Annotated in this window: 13 protein-coding genes; all 13 read right to left on the bottom strand. The window is 64.9% G+C overall.

Annotated features, from left to right (window positions below):
* Positions 1-95: 95 nt before the first annotated feature.
* Complete coding sequence (locus FFS21_RS05995) at positions 96-707, bottom strand: RBBP9/YdeN family alpha/beta hydrolase (protein ID WP_249359178.1); 612 nt, start codon at positions 705-707, stop codon at positions 96-98.
* A 143-nt stretch (positions 708-850) separates the two neighbouring features.
* The gene (locus FFS21_RS05990; RefSeq protein WP_137923997.1) at positions 851-1,684 is read right to left on the bottom strand and encodes an EAL domain-containing protein; all 834 of its coding nucleotides are present in this window, start codon (positions 1,682-1,684) and stop codon (positions 851-853) included.
* Positions 1,685-1,725: 41 nt separating this feature from the next.
* Positions 1,726-2,643 (bottom strand): ATP-binding cassette domain-containing protein, encoded by a 918-nt coding sequence (locus FFS21_RS05985; RefSeq protein ID WP_137923996.1) that lies wholly within the window; start codon positions 2,641-2,643, stop codon positions 1,726-1,728.
* A gap of 16 nt (positions 2,644-2,659) precedes the next feature.
* Positions 2,660-3,484: an aliphatic sulfonate ABC transporter permease SsuC gene (ssuC, locus tag FFS21_RS05980; protein WP_171020330.1), complete on the bottom strand. Its 825-nt coding sequence runs from the start codon at positions 3,482-3,484 to the stop codon at positions 2,660-2,662.
* A gap of 13 nt (positions 3,485-3,497) precedes the next feature.
* Positions 3,498-4,661: an FMNH2-dependent alkanesulfonate monooxygenase gene (ssuD, locus tag FFS21_RS05975; RefSeq protein WP_137923995.1), complete on the bottom strand. Its 1,164-nt coding sequence runs from the start codon at positions 4,659-4,661 to the stop codon at positions 3,498-3,500.
* Between the two features lie 25 nt (positions 4,662-4,686).
* A complete protein-coding gene (locus FFS21_RS05970; RefSeq protein WP_137923994.1) occupies positions 4,687-5,715 on the bottom strand; it encodes a sulfonate ABC transporter substrate-binding protein in 1,029 nt (342 codons plus the stop codon).
* A gap of 269 nt (positions 5,716-5,984) precedes the next feature.
* Positions 5,985-6,992, bottom strand: coding sequence for a sulfate ABC transporter substrate-binding protein (locus FFS21_RS05965; RefSeq protein WP_137923993.1), 1,008 nt, complete (start codon positions 6,990-6,992; stop codon positions 5,985-5,987).
* Between the two features lie 561 nt (positions 6,993-7,553).
* Positions 7,554-10,142, bottom strand: a complete 2,589-nt coding sequence (gene clpB / locus FFS21_RS05960; protein ID WP_137923992.1) for an ATP-dependent chaperone ClpB — start codon at positions 10,140-10,142, stop codon at positions 7,554-7,556.
* A 231-nt stretch (positions 10,143-10,373) separates the two neighbouring features.
* A complete protein-coding gene (locus tag FFS21_RS05955; RefSeq protein WP_137923991.1) occupies positions 10,374-12,530 on the bottom strand; it encodes a 3-hydroxybutyrate oligomer hydrolase family protein in 2,157 nt (718 codons plus the stop codon).
* 291 nt (positions 12,531-12,821) lie between these two features.
* The gene (gene crcB / locus FFS21_RS05950) at positions 12,822-13,205 is read right to left on the bottom strand and encodes a fluoride efflux transporter CrcB (protein WP_137923990.1); all 384 of its coding nucleotides are present in this window, start codon (positions 13,203-13,205) and stop codon (positions 12,822-12,824) included.
* A gap of 37 nt (positions 13,206-13,242) precedes the next feature.
* Entirely contained in the window at positions 13,243-13,728 is a 486-nt protein-coding gene (gene moaE, locus FFS21_RS05945; RefSeq protein WP_137923989.1) for a molybdopterin synthase catalytic subunit MoaE, read from the bottom strand.
* A gap of 1 nt (position 13,729) precedes the next feature.
* Positions 13,730-13,987, bottom strand: coding sequence for a molybdopterin converting factor subunit 1 (moaD, locus tag FFS21_RS05940; RefSeq protein WP_137923988.1), 258 nt, complete (start codon positions 13,985-13,987; stop codon positions 13,730-13,732).
* A gap of 15 nt (positions 13,988-14,002) precedes the next feature.
* Positions 14,003-15,247, bottom strand: coding sequence for a molybdopterin molybdotransferase MoeA (locus FFS21_RS05935; protein WP_137923987.1), 1,245 nt, complete (start codon positions 15,245-15,247; stop codon positions 14,003-14,005).
* Positions 15,248-15,273: the final 26 nt, after the last annotated feature.

Raw genomic sequence — 15,273 nt, 5'->3', positions numbered from 1 at the left:
TATGAAACCGGCGCATAAGGCGCCGGTGTACGAGACAAATTTTGCAGATGCGTCCTTATAAACAGAACGAATCTTTCCGAATTTTCTTAGATGTTTTAAATATAAGGCGATGTCGGGGTGACTTCCACGGAGGCTTCCCAGGTATCCGAGCCGTCACCTAACGCCAAAATTCGTCCATCGGAGTCGATTCGCTGCAACAAAGTGGCGAGCAAGCCCTGGCCGTTTGTCCAGTCCGCCAGTCCTGAATCGGCATTGATATGACCCAGCGCCCCGGCGTCGATCAGCTCGCTGCCCCAGAGCGTGCCCCAGCTAAACGCGGTGCGCTGCGACATCCACGGATCGTTGGTGCTGGCGACGAGAATGGTCGGAAACGGCAGCTTCCAGGTCGGGAGCAAGGCGCCGACGCCGAATTTGTCCGGATCGGCAGGCGCGACCAGCAAAGCCCCGGCGATGCCGACAGGATCGAGCGACGCCTGACGCAAGGTGGCGAGACATCCAAAACTGTGCGCCACGAGAACTGCGCCGCGCGAGGCCACGCGCAGCGCACGCGACACACCTTCGGAGACTCGCTCGGACCAGAGCGGCAGGCTTGGCCGGCCCCAGTCATGCTGTTCGATGCGTTGCCAATCGGGATACGCCGCTTCCCATCGGCTCTGCCAATGCGCTGGCCCGCTGCCATGCAGCCCCGGCACGGTCAGAATCTGCAACCCGCGTGGCACTTCGATCCGCGTAGCCGCACTGCCCGCTTTCGTCTCTCCTCGCGCGCCACGCTTGGCGCGTGGCCGTCCGCCTTCTTCCGCTCTTTCCCCTGCTCCTGCTGAAGCTCCCATGCTTTCCTCCTCCTGGCGTCTTACGTCCTGGAACTGCCTGCTTCGTGCACATGCAGATGTCGTGCCTGCACCGGGCCGCCGGCTACGGCCTCGCCCTGCCCCAGCGCGATGCCCGCATTCTGGAGCCGCTCCACGATCTCGTCGTCATTGAGCCGCCGACCGATCAGCGTCACGCCTGCCCCATCGGCACTGGCACGCAGGCCCGCGAGCTGGCGATCGGTCCACGTGCGGCGCATGTCGAGCTTGAGCCAGTCAGGCAACGCATGCGCCATCAGCGCGCCGGCTTCTGCCGGGTCCGATGCCTGCAGGCTCACGGCAAACCCGTTGCGGCGATAGTTGCCCACCACGTGCAGCAGCAGCGGCAGATCGTCGTTGGCGCTCGCCGGCACCTGGATCACAAAGCGATCGACGGGCAGCCCGAGAGATTCCAGCGCGCGCCGGAACGCGGCGCCGTGGTCATCGGCCACGGCCGCCAGCAGCCGGTTGTGAACGTTGAGCACGAGCCGGTGTTCACCGTGCGCCGCAAAGTAGTTCATCGCATGCACCAGCCGCGAGAGGCGGTCGAGCGACACCAGCGAGGCATCGTCCGCAGCCATCGCGAACAGCTTCCACGCGGCCAGCCCCACGCCGTCGCCGGCATAGGTGCGGATGGTGCCTTCGTGCGCCACCACCTGACGGTCGGCCAGCGTGGCCAGCGGCTCGAAGGCGCTCGTCAGCGAGCAGTTGAAGTACTGGCCCTGCACCTGGCCGCGCGCGTCGCGCCAAAGCTCGCGGCCAGGCACCGGCTCGCGTGGCAGGGTTTCGAGATATCGTTCGAGTGGCGCTAGAGCAGAAGCAGCGGAAGCAAGGGTCATGGGTCAAGTCCATGTCGATGCGCGAATCGCCTGATTGACCATCATAGGAGTTCCGCGACCACCGACGTGTGAAGATTCAGGGGCGTTTGATTGGGCGTCGACGGCTGGCGCATCACGCGGCGCAGCACGGCATCCTCAAGTTGCGCGAACGCCGCCGATCCCCGCTGGCGGGGTCGGTCCAGCGGCACGCGCTGATCCAGTGCAATGCGGCCATCCTCGATCAGGACCACGCGGTCCGCCAGCGCCACGGCCTCGGACACATCGTGTGTAACCAGCAGCGCCGTAAAGCCGAGCCGGCGCCACAGCGATTCGATCAATGCCTGCATGTCGATGCGCGTCAGCGCGTCGAGTGCACCGAGTGGCTCATCGAGTAGCAGCAGGCGCGGATGGTGGACCAGCGCCCGAGCGAGCGCCACGCGCTGACGCTGACCGCCGGAGAGCCGCGCCGGCCATTCTCCCGCGCGATCCGCCAGACCCACCTGTTCGAGCACGGCGGCGGCATCGTCGCGCCGTTCGCGCGGCAGGCCCAGCGCCGCGTTGTCCAGCACGCGCTTCCACGGCAGGAGCCGCGCGTCCTGGAACATCACGCGGATGCTGTCGCGCAGGGTCTTCTCCGTGCGACCCGACTGTCCATCGAGCGCGATGGTGCCGTCATCGGCCGCTTCCAGTCCGCCCACCAGCCGCAGCAGCGTGCTCTTGCCGCAGCCGCTCCGGCCGACGATGGCCACGAACTCGCCCGGCGTGACATCGAGGTCGATGCCGTGCAGCACCTCGCGGCCGTCATAACGCTTGACCACCTGCCGCACGTGCAGCGCAATGCCACCTTCAGCGCCTGCGTTCCCTTCATGGCGCTGCGCCTCGCGCGCCGTGCGCTGTTCGTCGCGAGCCGCCTCACGGGCCGCCAGCCCTGCGTCAATCCAGGCCACCGCAGCGGCTTCCATCGGATAGAGCGTTTGCATGGGGTTCTCCTAGTAATTAGTGAGCCTGGTAGCCCGGATGCCACCGCAGCCAGAACCGTTCCAGCGAGCGCGACAGCACATCGGCCAGCTTGCCCAGCAGCGCGTAGAGCAGGATGCCTACCAGCACCACATCGGTCTGCAGGAACTCGCGCGCATTCATCGTCATGTAGCCGATACCTGACTGCGCCGAAATCGTCTCGGCCACGATCAGGATCACCCACATCAACCCCAGCGAAAACCGCACGCCCACCAGGATGTTGGGCAGCGCGCCGGGCAGGATCACCTCGCGATACAGGCGCCAGCCAGACAACCCATAGCTGCGCGCCATCTCGACCAGCGCCGGATCCACCGCGCGGATGCCGTGGTACGTATTCAGGTACACCGGGAAGAACACGCCCAGCGCCACCAGGAACAGCTTGGCCGTCTCGTCGATGCCGAACCACAGGATCACCAGCGGAATCAGCGCCAGCGTGGGAATGTTGCGCACCATCTGCAGCGTGCTGTCGAGCAGTGTGGCCACCGGGCGGAATGTGCCGGTCAGCAGCCCCAGCAGCAGGCCAAGCCCGCCGCCCACCGCCAGCCCAACCAGCGCCCGCCACGTGCTGACCCAGACATGGCGCCACAGTTCGCCCGAGACGGCCAGGCCCCAGGCGGCTTCCACCACGGCCAACGGCGCGGGCAGCACGCGGTTCGACAGCCAGCCCAGTTGCGAGGCGGCCTGCCATCCGACGATTAGCAGCACGGGCACGATCCACGGCGCGATGGCCTGGCCGATGGCGTGCACGCTGCGTCGCGCAGTTGCGTCCGATCTTGCGTTCGTTCTTGTGTTGGGAATAGACATGGTGATGCCTCCCCTAGCTCTGCGACGCGCGCGGCACGATGCCCGTCGCCATCACTTCGCCAAACGGCCCGGACAGCACCTGCCCCGGCAGCTTGTCGCGCACGCGGCGCGGCAGCAGCGGGAACACGAGTTCGGCGAACCGGTACGCTTCCTCCAGATGCGGATAGCCCGAGAAGATGAAGGTATCGATACCGAGTTCTGCGTATTCCTCGATCCGCGCCGCAACAGTCTTGGGGTCGCCGACCAACGCCGTACCCGCCCCGCCGCGCACCAGCCCCACGCCAGCCCACAGGTTGGGGCTGATCTCCAGCGCCTCGCGCGAACGGTTGGCACCGCCAGCATGCAGCGCGGCCATGCGGCGCTGCCCTTCGGAATCCATCTTGGCGAACACGGCTTGCGCACGCGTAACGGTGGCATCGTCCAGGCGGCTGATCAGGTTGTCGGCAGCGGCCCAGGCTTCGTCCTCGGTCTCGCGCACGATCACGTGCAGGCGGATACCGAAGCTCACCTTGCGGCCATGCTTTTCCGCACGGGCGCGCACATCGGCCACCTTCTTTGCCACCTCGGCGGGCGGCTCGCCCCAGGTAAGGTACTTCTCCACCTGTTCGGCCGCCAGATCGTGTGCGGCTGCCGACGATCCGCCGAAATAAACCGGCGGATGCGGACGCTGCAACGGCGGGTACAGCACGCGCGCACCCTTCACCGTGATGTGCTTGCCTTCGAAACTTACCTCGCCGTTGTCATGGCTCGCGGCCAGTACGTCGCGCCAGACGCGGATGAATTCGGACGATGCCTCGTAGCGCTCGGCATGATCGAGGAACAGGCCATCGCCTTCCAGTTCGGCCACATCGCCACCCGTCACCAGGTTCACCAGCAGCCGGCCCCCGGCAATGCGGTCGAACGTGGCAGCCATGCGGGCGGCCAGCGTTGGCGTCATCAAACCCGGCCGCACGGCCACCAGGAACTTGAGCTTCTGCGTCACGGCAGCCAGCGCCGAGGCGGCCACCCACGGGTCTTCGCATGAGCGGCCAGTAGGAATCAGCACACCTTCGTAGCCCAGCGTGTCGGCGGCCACGGCGATCTGCTTCAGATAGTCGAAACCTACCTCGCGCGCGCCTTCGGATGTGCCAAGGTAGCGGCTGTCGCCATGGGTGGGGATGAACCAGAAAACTTGCATGTCGGGCCTCTTTATCGGTATGGAATCAGCGCTGGGCCTGGGCCGTGACGGGGGCAGTCCAGGCAGCCTCAGCCACCTTGATCGACTTGGGAATCAGCTTGAGTGCCACGAAGGCATCGGCGATGCGCTGTTGCTCGGCCAGCACCTCCGGCGTGACCGGCTTCGCGCCATACGAGAAACGCGAGACGGCCAGATCGAGCACGCCAGCATCGAGACCGGTTTCCTTGACCAGCACCTGAGCGGCATCCTTCGGGTTCTTCTCAGCCCATTGGCCCAACTGGAACAGTTCGTCGAGAATCACCGACACCACGTCAGGCCGGGCGTTCGCATAGGGGCGCGAGGCCAGATAGAACTGGTGATTGCTGACCACGTTCTTGCCATCGGCAGTGCGGCCATCGGCGAGCACGCGGGCACCCAACTGCTTTTCGGCGGCAGCCAGGAACGGGTCCCAGATCACCCAGGCATCCACGGCACCGCGCTCGAATGCTGCACGTGCATCGGCAGGCGGCAGATAGACGGGCTGGATCTCGCTCCAGGCAATGCCGGCCTTCTCCAGCTGGCGCACCAGCAGGTAATGCACGTTCGAACCCTTGTTCAGCGCCACGCGCTTGCCCTTCAGGTCCGTCACCGATTTCAGCGTCGAACCTTTGGGCACGACGATGGCCTCGGCCGTCGGCGCAGGCGGCTCATTGCCGATATAGGCCAGTTGCGCGCCAGCGGCCTGCGCAAAGATCGGCGGGGCTTCGCCCACGGTGCCGAAATCGATGGCGCCGACATTGAGCCCTTCCAGCAACTGCGGCCCCGCCGGGAATTCGGTCCACTTGACCGTGATGCCCTGCCCGGCCAGCCGCTTCTCCAGCGTGCCACGCGCCTTGAGCAGCGTCAGCGTGCCGTACTTTTGATAGCCGATCCGCAACTGCTTTGGGTTCACGGTCTGCGACTGGGCGCTGGCCGTGGTGGCGGTCAGGCCGTAAGCCAGGCCAGTGGCGATGACGAGGGCGCCGAGCAGCAGGCGTCGTCGTAGTGAAATCGGGCGGAAAACGGAAGCAGACATGGTGGACTCCTGAAATTGGAAATACGAAAGCGATGGCGGCACGACGCCCTGCCGGCGTGTCGGAGTCGACAGGCGGCATGCCAGACGTCAGGCTTTGGAATTCAGTTCAGGCGGGACATCGCCCCATGGCGATGCGGCTGGGCAAGGCGTGTACAGCGGCTACAGCGCGGCAAGCTGAGACGGCTAAGGCAGTATGGACAGCGGACATCGCAGGCTCCCTTTTCAGGCGCGCCGGGGCGGGCTGCAACGAGCCGCCCCGGCATCAGGCATTACCGCTTGCCAGGCAGGTAGACCTGGTCAAACGAACCGCCATCGGCAAAGTGGGTCTTCTGGGCCTTGGCCCAGCCACCGAACACTTCGTCGATCGTGAACAGCTTCACCTTCGGGAAGTTGGCCGCGTACTTGGCCGCCACCTTCTCGGAAATCGGACGGTAGTAGTTCTTGGCCGCGATTTCCTGGCCTTCGTCGGTGTACAGGAACTGCAGGTAGGCTTCCGCAGCCTTGCGCGTGCCTTTCTTGTCGACGACCTTGTCGACCACAGCCACCGGCGGCTCGGCCAGGATCGAGACCGACGGCGCCACGATGTCGAACTTCTCCGGACCCAGTTCCTTGATGGCCAGGATGGCTTCGTTTTCCCAGGCGATCAGCACGTCGCCCAGGCCACGCTCCACGAACGTCGTGGTGGCGCCACGTGCGCCCGAATCCAGCACCGGCACGTTCTTGAGCAACTGGCCGACGAATTCCTTCGCCTTGGTTTCATTGCCACCCGGCTGGCGCAGTGCATAGCCCCACGCAGCCAGGTAGTTCCAGCGCGCGCCGCCCGAGGTCTTCGGGTTTGGCGTGATGACCTGCACGCCCGGCTTCACCAGATCGTTCCAGTCCTTGATGCCCTTGGGATTGCCCTTGCGTACCAGGAACACGATGGTCGAGGTGTACGGCGAGGCGTTGTGTGGCAAGCGCTTCTGCCAGTCCGGCTTGATCAGGCCCTTCTCGGCAATGGCATCGATGTCGTAGCCCAGCGCCAGCGTGACCACGTCGGCGTCCAGCCCATCGATCACCGAGCGCGCCTGCTTGCCCGAGCCACCGTGCGACTGGCGAATCTGCACCGCGTCGCCACCCTGCGCCTTGTACGCCTTGGCAAACGCGGCGTTCACGTCCACGTACAGCTCGCGCGTGGGGTCATAGGACACGTTCAGCAGATTGGTGGCGGCGAAGGCGGTCTGGGCAGCGCCGAGGGCGGACAGTACGGCCAGGCCAATAGCCAGTTTGCGAATCATTGCAGTTGCTCCCGTCAGATATCGAATGTCGTGAAAAATATCGGCCCGGCGCGGCGTCGGTAATCGGCACGGTCGGGCTTCTGTCAGGAAGACAGGCTACCGGCCGGGCTATCTGAACGGAACGAATGGTTTCATCGATCCAAGCACGAAAAGTGCATAAGACCGGGCGGGAATATGGGTATGCGAGGGGATGGGGGAAGAGCCGTCAGCGACACGCCCAAAAGAAAAAACCCGCAGCGCCGGAGAAGCGCTGCGGGCCAAGTTTCCATTCCGGAAACGGGTAGACAAGTCATGAAGAGCGCCCCCGCATCTCCATGACGGAGTGAATAGTAGCCATTTGCCCCGATTCCTGAATTGATGCAAATCAATTGCTCGGCAAGCCGGGACGGAAAGCTGGAAAGTCGACAAATAGCTACGTTCTCGTAATAGGCAAATGGCGATCACTCCATCTGCGGGCCTCCACGAAAAAGCCCCCGCCTGCCGTGATGGCGGGCGGGGGCTTTGCCTTGCTACTGGCCGATCGGCCGATCGGCCGATCAGCGGTTCAGCGGTTCAGCGGCCTCAGTGAACCAGCCGTCCGAACGTGAACTCGCCATCCTTGTAGTCCACCGGAATCACGTCCTTGGCGGCGAACTTGCCTTCGAGGATGGCGCGGGCCACAGGGTTCTCGATCTGCTGCTGGATCGCGCGCTTCAGCGGACGTGCGCCGAACACCGGGTCGTAGCCCGCGCTGGCGATTTTCTCCAGCGCCATCTCGGTGATATCCAGCGTCATGTCCATGCGGGCCAGGCGGGCCTGCAGGCGTTGCAGCTGGATGCGGGCGATGGACTCGATATTCTTCTGGTCCAGCGCGTGGAACACCACCACCTCGTCGATCCGGTTCAGGAACTCGGGCCGGAAATGCGTGCGCACCTCCTGCCAGACGGCGCCCTTCACCGCTTCCTGCGGCTCGCCGGACATCGACTGGATGATCTGCGAGCCGAGATTCGACGTCATCACGATCACGGTGTTCTTGAAGTCCACGGTGCGCCCTTGGCCATCGGTCAGTCGGCCATCGTCCAGCACCTGCAGCAGCACGTTGAACACGTCCGGGTGCGCCTTCTCGACTTCGTCGAGCAGAATCACCGCGTACGGCTTGCGACGCACGGCTTCGGTCAGGTAGCCGCCCTCGTCATAGCCCACGTATCCCGGCGGCGCACCAATCAGGCGGCTCACGCTGTGCTTCTCCATGAACTCGCTCATGTCGATGCGGATCAGGTGCTCTTCGGAATCGAACATGAACTCGGCCAATGCCTTGCACAGTTCGGTCTTGCCCACGCCGGTCGGCCCCAGGAACAGGAACGAGCCATACGGCTTGTTCTCGTCCGACAGTCCGGCACGCGAGCGGCGGATGGCGTCGGACACCAGCCGCACGGCCTCGTCCTGCCCCACCACACGGTTGTGCAGCCGGTCTTCCATCTTGAGCAGCTTCTCGCGCTCGCCCTGCATCATCTTGGCCACAGGGATACCCGTGGCGCGGCTGACCACCTCGGCAATTTCCTCGGCGCCCACCTGCGTGCGCAGCAGCTTGTTGGGCTGCTTCTCGGCATTGGCCTCGGCCTTGTTCGCGGCCTGCAGCTTGCCTTCCAGTTCGGGCAACTTGCCGTACTGGAGTTCAGCCACCTTGTCGAGCTTGCCTTCACGCTGCAGGCGCGTGATCTCCATCTTGATCTTCTCGATCTCTTCCTTCAGCGCGGCAGCACCCTGGGCAGCGCCCTTCTCGGCACGCCAGATCTCGTCGAGGTCCGCATACTCCTTGTCCAGCCGCACGATTTCCTGCTCGATCAGTTCCAGACGTTTGCGCGATGCCTCGTCGGTTTCCTTCTTGACGGCCTCGCGCTCGATCTTGAGCTGGATGTTGCGACGTTCGAGCTTGTCCATCGCCTCGGGCTTCGAGTCGATTTCCATCTTGATGCGCGCCGCCGCCTCGTCGATCAGGTCGATCGCCTTGTCCGGCAGGAACCGGTCCGTGATGTAGCGGTGCGACAACTCGGCCGCTGCCACGATGGCCGGATCGGTGATCTCCACCTTGTGGTGCAGCTCATACTTTTCCTGCAGGCCGCGCAGGATGGCAATGGTCGCCTCCACGCTCGGCTCTTCGACCAGCACCTTCTGGAAGCGGCGCTCCAGCGCTGCATCCTTCTCGATGTACTTGCGGTACTCGTTCAGCGTGGTGGCGCCGATGCAGTGCAGTTCGCCACGCGCCAGCGCCGGCTTGAGCATGTTGCCCGCATCGATCGCACCCTCGGCCTTGCCCGCGCCCACCATCGTGTGGATTTCATCGATGAAGACGATGGTCTGGCCTTCATCCTTGGCCACGTCGCTCAGCACGGACTTGAGCCGTTCCTCGAACTCGCCGCGATATTTGGCGCCCGCCAGCAGGCCGGCCATGTCCAGCACCAGCACGCGCTTGTTCTTGAGCGTCTCCGGCACCTCGCCGTTGACGATACGTTGCGCCAGCCCTTCGACGATGGCGGTCTTGCCCACGCCCGGCTCGCCAATCAGCACCGGATTGTTCTTGGTGCGACGCTGCAGGATCTGGATCGCGCGACGGATTTCATCATCGCGGCCGATCACCGGGTCGAGCTTGCCTGCACGAGCCCGCTCAGTCAGGTCGATCGTGTATTTCTTCAGTGCCTCGCGCTGCGATTCGGCATCGGCGCTATTTACCCCGTCACCACCGCGCACGGCGGTAATCGCCGCTTCCAGCGACTTGCGCGACAGGCCGTTCTCGCGTGCGATACGCCCCGTGTCGCCCTTGTCGTCGGACACGGCCAGCAGGAACAGTTCGCTGGCGATGAACTGGTCGTTACGCTTGATCGCTTCCTTCTCGGTAGCGTTCAACAGGTTGTTCAGGTCGCGACCAACCTGGATCTCGTTGGTGCCCTGAACCTGCGGCAGCCGCTTGATGGCCGCGTCCAGCGCGGTCTGCAGGCCGGCCACATTGACGCCGGCACGCGACAGCAACGTGCGCGCAGAGCCATCGTCCTGCGCCAGCAGTGCACGCAGCAGGTGTTGGGGTTCGATGTACTGGTTGTCGTTGCCGAGCGCGAGGCTTTGCGCCTCGGCCAGTGCTTCCTGGAACCGGGTAGTAAGTTTGTCGATACGCATCAGGTGCCCTCTCTCAATAGTGAAAGTGTGTCCTGTTGCGGGGATGCGAGGTTACAGCTCGACGGCTGCTCTTGCGCGAAAGCCCTGCCGGACACGGTACTCCGGAAAGATAGGGCTTTGCCTTGACATTTCAAGCGGCGCTGTTGCAGTTTTGACAACCTTCCGGCGGAAAACCGGAAGGTTGTGCTGTGGCGCCGACAGAAAGCCAGTCAGTTGGGGTTTGGTTAGCGCTTAGTTGGGAATATCCACCGTCGCGCCGCTGACCGTGATCACGTCACCGGCTGCCGGGGTGGCGGCCATCGGCGGGACGTTGGAGGGGAGAATCTGCGGGCCGACTGCAGCAGAGTTGCTGCCGCCCCGCGCCGTGGTCCGCACCACCTGCGACGGCGGCAACGCCGTGCCGTTGCGCAGGTTGGCGTAGACCGAGTCGAGCGCCCGGTTCAGGTACAGGTGAAGCGGGATGTATCGCGCCGCATAGCCGGGCAGCACATCGATGAACCCGTCAAAGTGCTGCGCGTTCGTCACCTCGATATACGAGAGCTTGCTGGCGCTACCCTCCACCGACTTGTTCAACCCGAGATAAGGTCGCGAGGTGTGATTCACCGGCAGCAGCGCATCGTTGCGGCCATGCACGATCACGGTCGGCTTGCCGCGCAGGTTGCCGTTACGGTACGTCTCGGCAATACCGGCCTGCACTGCAGCGTTGCCCGTCAGGGCATTGCGCAGGCACAGGGCGCCGTCGAGATTGGCGTCCGCGCGGGACGTGGATGGCGAAGTCGACGCGAAATCCTTGATCGGGCCGGTTGGCAACGGGTTGGCATCGTTGATCAGCGTGACGATGCCGCTAGGCGGCACGCCATTGCCGGTGGAGAAGAACTGCGCCAGCGTTGCGGCAGGGATCGCGAGGGGCTTGAAATCGGAACCCGTCACCGCAAAGCTGTAGTTGCAGAGCCGGTCAGTGACGCTGGCGCGTGCATAGGCGTTCGCATAGGTGACCGAAATCGAACTTGCGACTTCGAGTGCCGACAGCGACGCATAGAGGTCATCCGATTCCGACTCCCAACCCGCGTTACGTAGCGCCGTCCGGGCGGCAGCCGACTGGTCGTCGGTCGTCGCGCCGGTGACCAGGTTCTTGTCAGCCAGCGACTGGCAACGGTTCGTGGCTTGCAGCAGCGCGCCAGCCGACGGGGCGTTGACAAGGTTGACATCCTGCCGCGCGCAAAGCTGGAACAGGTTCGCCGTCGTCGTGTAGTCGTACAAATGCTTGCCCGAGGCCGGTACTTGTACGCCACCGCGTCGCACCACGATGGCCGGGCTGGGTGGCATTTCCACATTCGGCTCGCCCACCGCCACCCCGTCGATCAGCCCCGTCGTATCCTGTTCCGCCGCCGCAATCGCCGCGCCGCCGCCGTTGGAAACCGCCGACGCGATCACCAGCACATTGGAGGCCGAGAACGTGGCCTGCCGCACCCCGTCCGAGCCCATCGTGCCGTACTTGTCATTGATGGCGAACAGCGTGAACTCGATGGCCTGCAGCGTGTTCTTGCCCCAGTTGGCCTCGGGATTCTGCTGCGAATGCGCGTGCTTGAACGCCTGCCGGTGCGGGTAGGCGGCGGTGAAATCGGCCAGCGACTGGCTGCCCGGCTGGGCGGCGAACTGCGCCAGCTTGCCCGCGCCGGCGCGGCCCTGCCGCGTACCGTTGATCAGCGGCACGGTGTCGCTGTCGAGGTCGTGCGGCGCCGCACCCGTGCCCTTGTCCGTGTAGGCCACGGCGCAGCCGCGTTTCAGGCCCCATTCACCTACCGCGATGCCGCCATAGATGCCGCGCGACCCTGAAGACGTAGCGCTGATGATGCAGGGATTGTTGCGGTCGAACGTATCCGGAATTTGTGCCATCAGCGTCACGTTCTGGCGACCCGTGCCGTCATCGGAGTAAGCGATGTATTCGACACCCGGCACCTTGCCTTGCCCGCTGGTCACATTGCCCTGCGCATCCACGTTCGGGCCGTAGAGCGAGCCGTATCCGCCCGCCGGATTGACATCGACGATGGCGCGGTAGTTCGTGAAGATGGCATTGCGCCGCAACTCCGCCGCCGTCGGATTGTTCGGGTCCGCGAAGACCGGCGCCGTCCCGCCAATGCCATCCTTGCCCAACCCGCCAGTGGCCAGGTCATCGCTGACGCCGTCATAGGTCTGGATGCCGATCGTCCCCACCACAAAGCTCGGCCGGTTGTTGGGGTTCTGCGTCGGACTGGGTGGAGTGCCGGTGTTCGAGGGCGGTCCGTCGTCGCTGCCGCAGGCCGCCAGCGTCAGCGCGGCCAGGGCAGCGGTAACGGCAGCAGACAGGGCGGTGCGACGGAAGGATGCGCGGGCATGGCTGGGCTGCATGGGATTGTCTCCTCGTTCTGGATCGGACTTATGGGAAAGCACGCCACAGTGCACCGGCTCGCGAGGGCCGGGCACCTTGAATCGAGACAGCAACAGCAAGGGGCCGGATTGTGGGGATGCCGCGGCGGGCCGGCTAGCGCGCGCAGCTGGGGGAAGCAGTACAACCGGCGCTTGCAGTGCAGCAAGGCCGGTTCGTCAGGACATCATAGGCGCTAAACAGCACCCGAAGGGAGGCGGCGGGATCGGGAGTGTTACCTATGTCTCCGAACGCGAGCCCGCGCTAGGAAGGCGTCAGGCGAACAACGTCCGGTACGACCAGATGCCGACGGCAGTCAGCAGCACCGAACCGCCGAGATGCAGGACAAGATGCGCCAGCGCCCAGCGATAGTCACCGGACACCAGGTTATTCAGCACTTCGCTCGAAAACGTGGAGAACGTGGTCAGCCCACCCAGGAAACCGGTGATAGCGAGCAGACGCCACTCCGGCGGCAGGTCCGGATGGCTCTGGAAGAACGCCACCGCCAATCCGATCAGGTAGCCGCCGATCAGGTTCGACGCCAGCGTACCGTACGGAAGCGCCGGGTTCGCCGCATTCCACATGACAGAAAACCCCCAGCGCAGCCAGGCACCCACGGCGGCGCCCACGCCCACTGCTGCAAAGCCAAGCGGACCCATATTGTTCTTTTCGTTTGCGTTACGGTTTGGAAGGAAATTACTGTGCGGCGTCCGGATCGGCATTCAGCGAGGCAATGCCCCACCGCGCCAGCGCCGCATCGTCGGACACGCGGGCATCTACCCAGCGCGCACCATGGGGAGTCTCTTCCTTCTTCCAGAACGGCGCTTCCGATTTCAGGTAATCCATGATGAATTCGCACGCCTGGAACGATGCTCCACGATGGGCCGAGGCCACGGCGACCAGCACGATCTGGTCCAGCGGCTGCAGCAACCCCACCCGATGGATGATCGTCACGCCCAAAAGCGGCCAGCGCTCCCGCGCGGCGGTCTCGATCTGCGCCAGCGCCTTTTCCGTCATGCCCGGATAGTGCTCAAGCTCCATCGTGCTGACCCGGGCGCCATCACTCACGTCGCGCACGGTGCCGATAAAGCTCGCTACTGCTCCTACGCCGGGATTGCCTGCGCGCAGGGCAGCCACTTCCACGCCAAGATCGAAATCCTCATGCTGCACGCGCACCGTCATGTCAGCCTCCGGTCACGGGCGGGAAAAACGCCACCTCGCAGCCTTCGGCCAGCGGGGTATCGGCGCGGGCCACCGTGTGGTCCACAGCCATCCGCAGCGCCCGCCCTTCGGCCAGCGCCTCGGCCCATGCACCGCCACGGGTGCGCAGCCAGGCCCGCAGTTCTCCCACGGTTGCCACACCGGCAGGCACCTCGGCACGTTCGGCGCCCTGCCCCACCTGTTCCCGCACGCTGGCGAAGTATCGAAGTTCGAGTTGCATCGGATCGGAAAAGACTCAGGCCAGCAGGCTGGCAAATGGAATGAACTGCACGGTATCGCCGCGCGCAATCGGCTGGTTCGGCGGATTGTCGATCAATCCGTCGCCCCATACCGTCGAGGTCAGCACGCCCGAACTCTGGTTCGGGAACAGGTCCAGCCCGCCCGCATCGTTGAGCCGCGCGCGCAGGAACTCGTTGCGACGGTCGCCCTTCGGCAGGTCGAAGTCGGCGCGCAACGCCAGACGGCGCGGCGTCACGTCTGCCACGCCTTGCAGGCGCAGCAGGAACGGCCGCACGAACAGCAGGAAGGTCACAAAGCTCGACACGGGGTTGCCCGGCAGGCCGATGAAGAAGGTCGGTCTTTCGTCGCCATTGCTACCGTTGCCCACCTGTCCGAATGCCAGCGGCTTGCCCGGCTTGATGGCGATCTGCCACAGATCCAGGCGCCCCTCGGCGGTGACCGCCGGGCGGATATGGTCTTCCTCGCCCACCGAGACACCGCCCGAGGTGATGATCAGGTCGTGGCCCTCGGCGGCACGGCGCAGCGTGTCGCGCGTGGCGGCCAGCGTGTCGGGCACGATGCCGAAATCGGACACTTCGCACCCCAGGTTCTCCAGCAGACCACGCAGCGTGAAGCGGTTAGAGTTGTAGATCGCACCGGGACGGAGCGGCTCGCCGGGCATCGCCAGTTCGTCGCCGGTAAAGAACACGGCCACACGCACGCGGCGAATCACGTCAAGCCGGGCCTGTCCCACCGAAGCGGCCAGCCCGAGCGCCTGCGGCGACAACCGCGCGCCGGTCGGCAGGATCACGCTACCCGCTTCAATATCCTCGCCGGCGCGGCGAATCCATTCGCCCGATGCCGGCACGTGATTGACGATGACGGCATCGCCATCGGCCTCACACTGCTCCTGCATGACCACGGCATCGGCGCCGGGCGGAATCAACCCACCCGTGAAGATGCGTGCGGCGGTCCCCGCTGCCAGTTCGCTGCCGACATGGCCGGCGGGAATGCGCTGCGAGACCGGCAGGCGCGTGCCTGCGGCTGGCACGTCGGCAGCGCGCATGGCGTAACCATCCATCGACGTGTTATCGGCCGGCGGCACGCGCAGCCCGCTCGTGACCGGCGCGGCCAGCACGCGGCCATTGGCGTCGAGCGTAGGGATGGATTCGATATCGGTGATGGGACGGGCGCCGGCCATCAAGGCGTCGAGCGCCTGGGCCATGGTCAGCATCGGAGGACGTGCCGCGGGTTGTGTCATGGAATCGTGGGGGTCTGGTTGGTCCC

It is taken from the genome of Cupriavidus sp. 2SB (assembly GCF_005503625.1).
Lineage (GTDB): Bacteria > Pseudomonadota > Gammaproteobacteria > Burkholderiales > Burkholderiaceae > Cupriavidus.
Note: the sequence above shows the minus strand (reverse complement) of the source record. Positions and strands in the feature narration are given on the sequence as shown.

Bases quoted from the DNA above. Each gene is read 5' to 3' on its own strand.
- FFS21_RS05965 (WP_137923993.1), bottom strand. From the start codon at position 6,992: ATGATTCGCAAACTGGCTATTGGCCTGGCCGTACTGTCCGCCCTCGGC.
- ssuC (WP_171020330.1), bottom strand. From the start codon at position 3,484: ATGTCTATTCCCAACACAAGAACGAACGCAAGATCGGACGCAACTGCG.
- clpB (WP_137923992.1), bottom strand. From the start codon at position 10,142: ATGCGTATCGACAAACTTACTACCCGGTTCCAGGAAGCACTGGCCGAG.
- FFS21_RS05985 (WP_137923996.1), bottom strand. From the start codon at position 2,643: ATGCAAACGCTCTATCCGATGGAAGCCGCTGCGGTGGCCTGGATTGAC.
- moaD (WP_137923988.1), bottom strand. From the start codon at position 13,987: ATGCAACTCGAACTTCGATACTTCGCCAGCGTGCGGGAACAGGTGGGG.
- FFS21_RS05935 (WP_137923987.1), bottom strand. From the start codon at position 15,247: ATGACACAACCCGCGGCACGTCCTCCGATGCTGACCATGGCCCAGGCG.
- crcB (WP_137923990.1), bottom strand. From the start codon at position 13,205: ATGGGTCCGCTTGGCTTTGCAGCAGTGGGCGTGGGCGCCGCCGTGGGT.
- FFS21_RS05970 (WP_137923994.1), bottom strand. From the start codon at position 5,715: ATGTCTGCTTCCGTTTTCCGCCCGATTTCACTACGACGACGCCTGCTG.
- ssuD (WP_137923995.1), bottom strand. From the start codon at position 4,661: ATGCAAGTTTTCTGGTTCATCCCCACCCATGGCGACAGCCGCTACCTT.
- moaE (WP_137923989.1), bottom strand. From the start codon at position 13,728: ATGACGGTGCGCGTGCAGCATGAGGATTTCGATCTTGGCGTGGAAGTG.
- FFS21_RS05990 (WP_137923997.1), bottom strand. From the start codon at position 1,684: ATGACCCTTGCTTCCGCTGCTTCTGCTCTAGCGCCACTCGAACGATAT.
- FFS21_RS05955 (WP_137923991.1), bottom strand. From the start codon at position 12,530: ATGCAGCCCAGCCATGCCCGCGCATCCTTCCGTCGCACCGCCCTGTCT.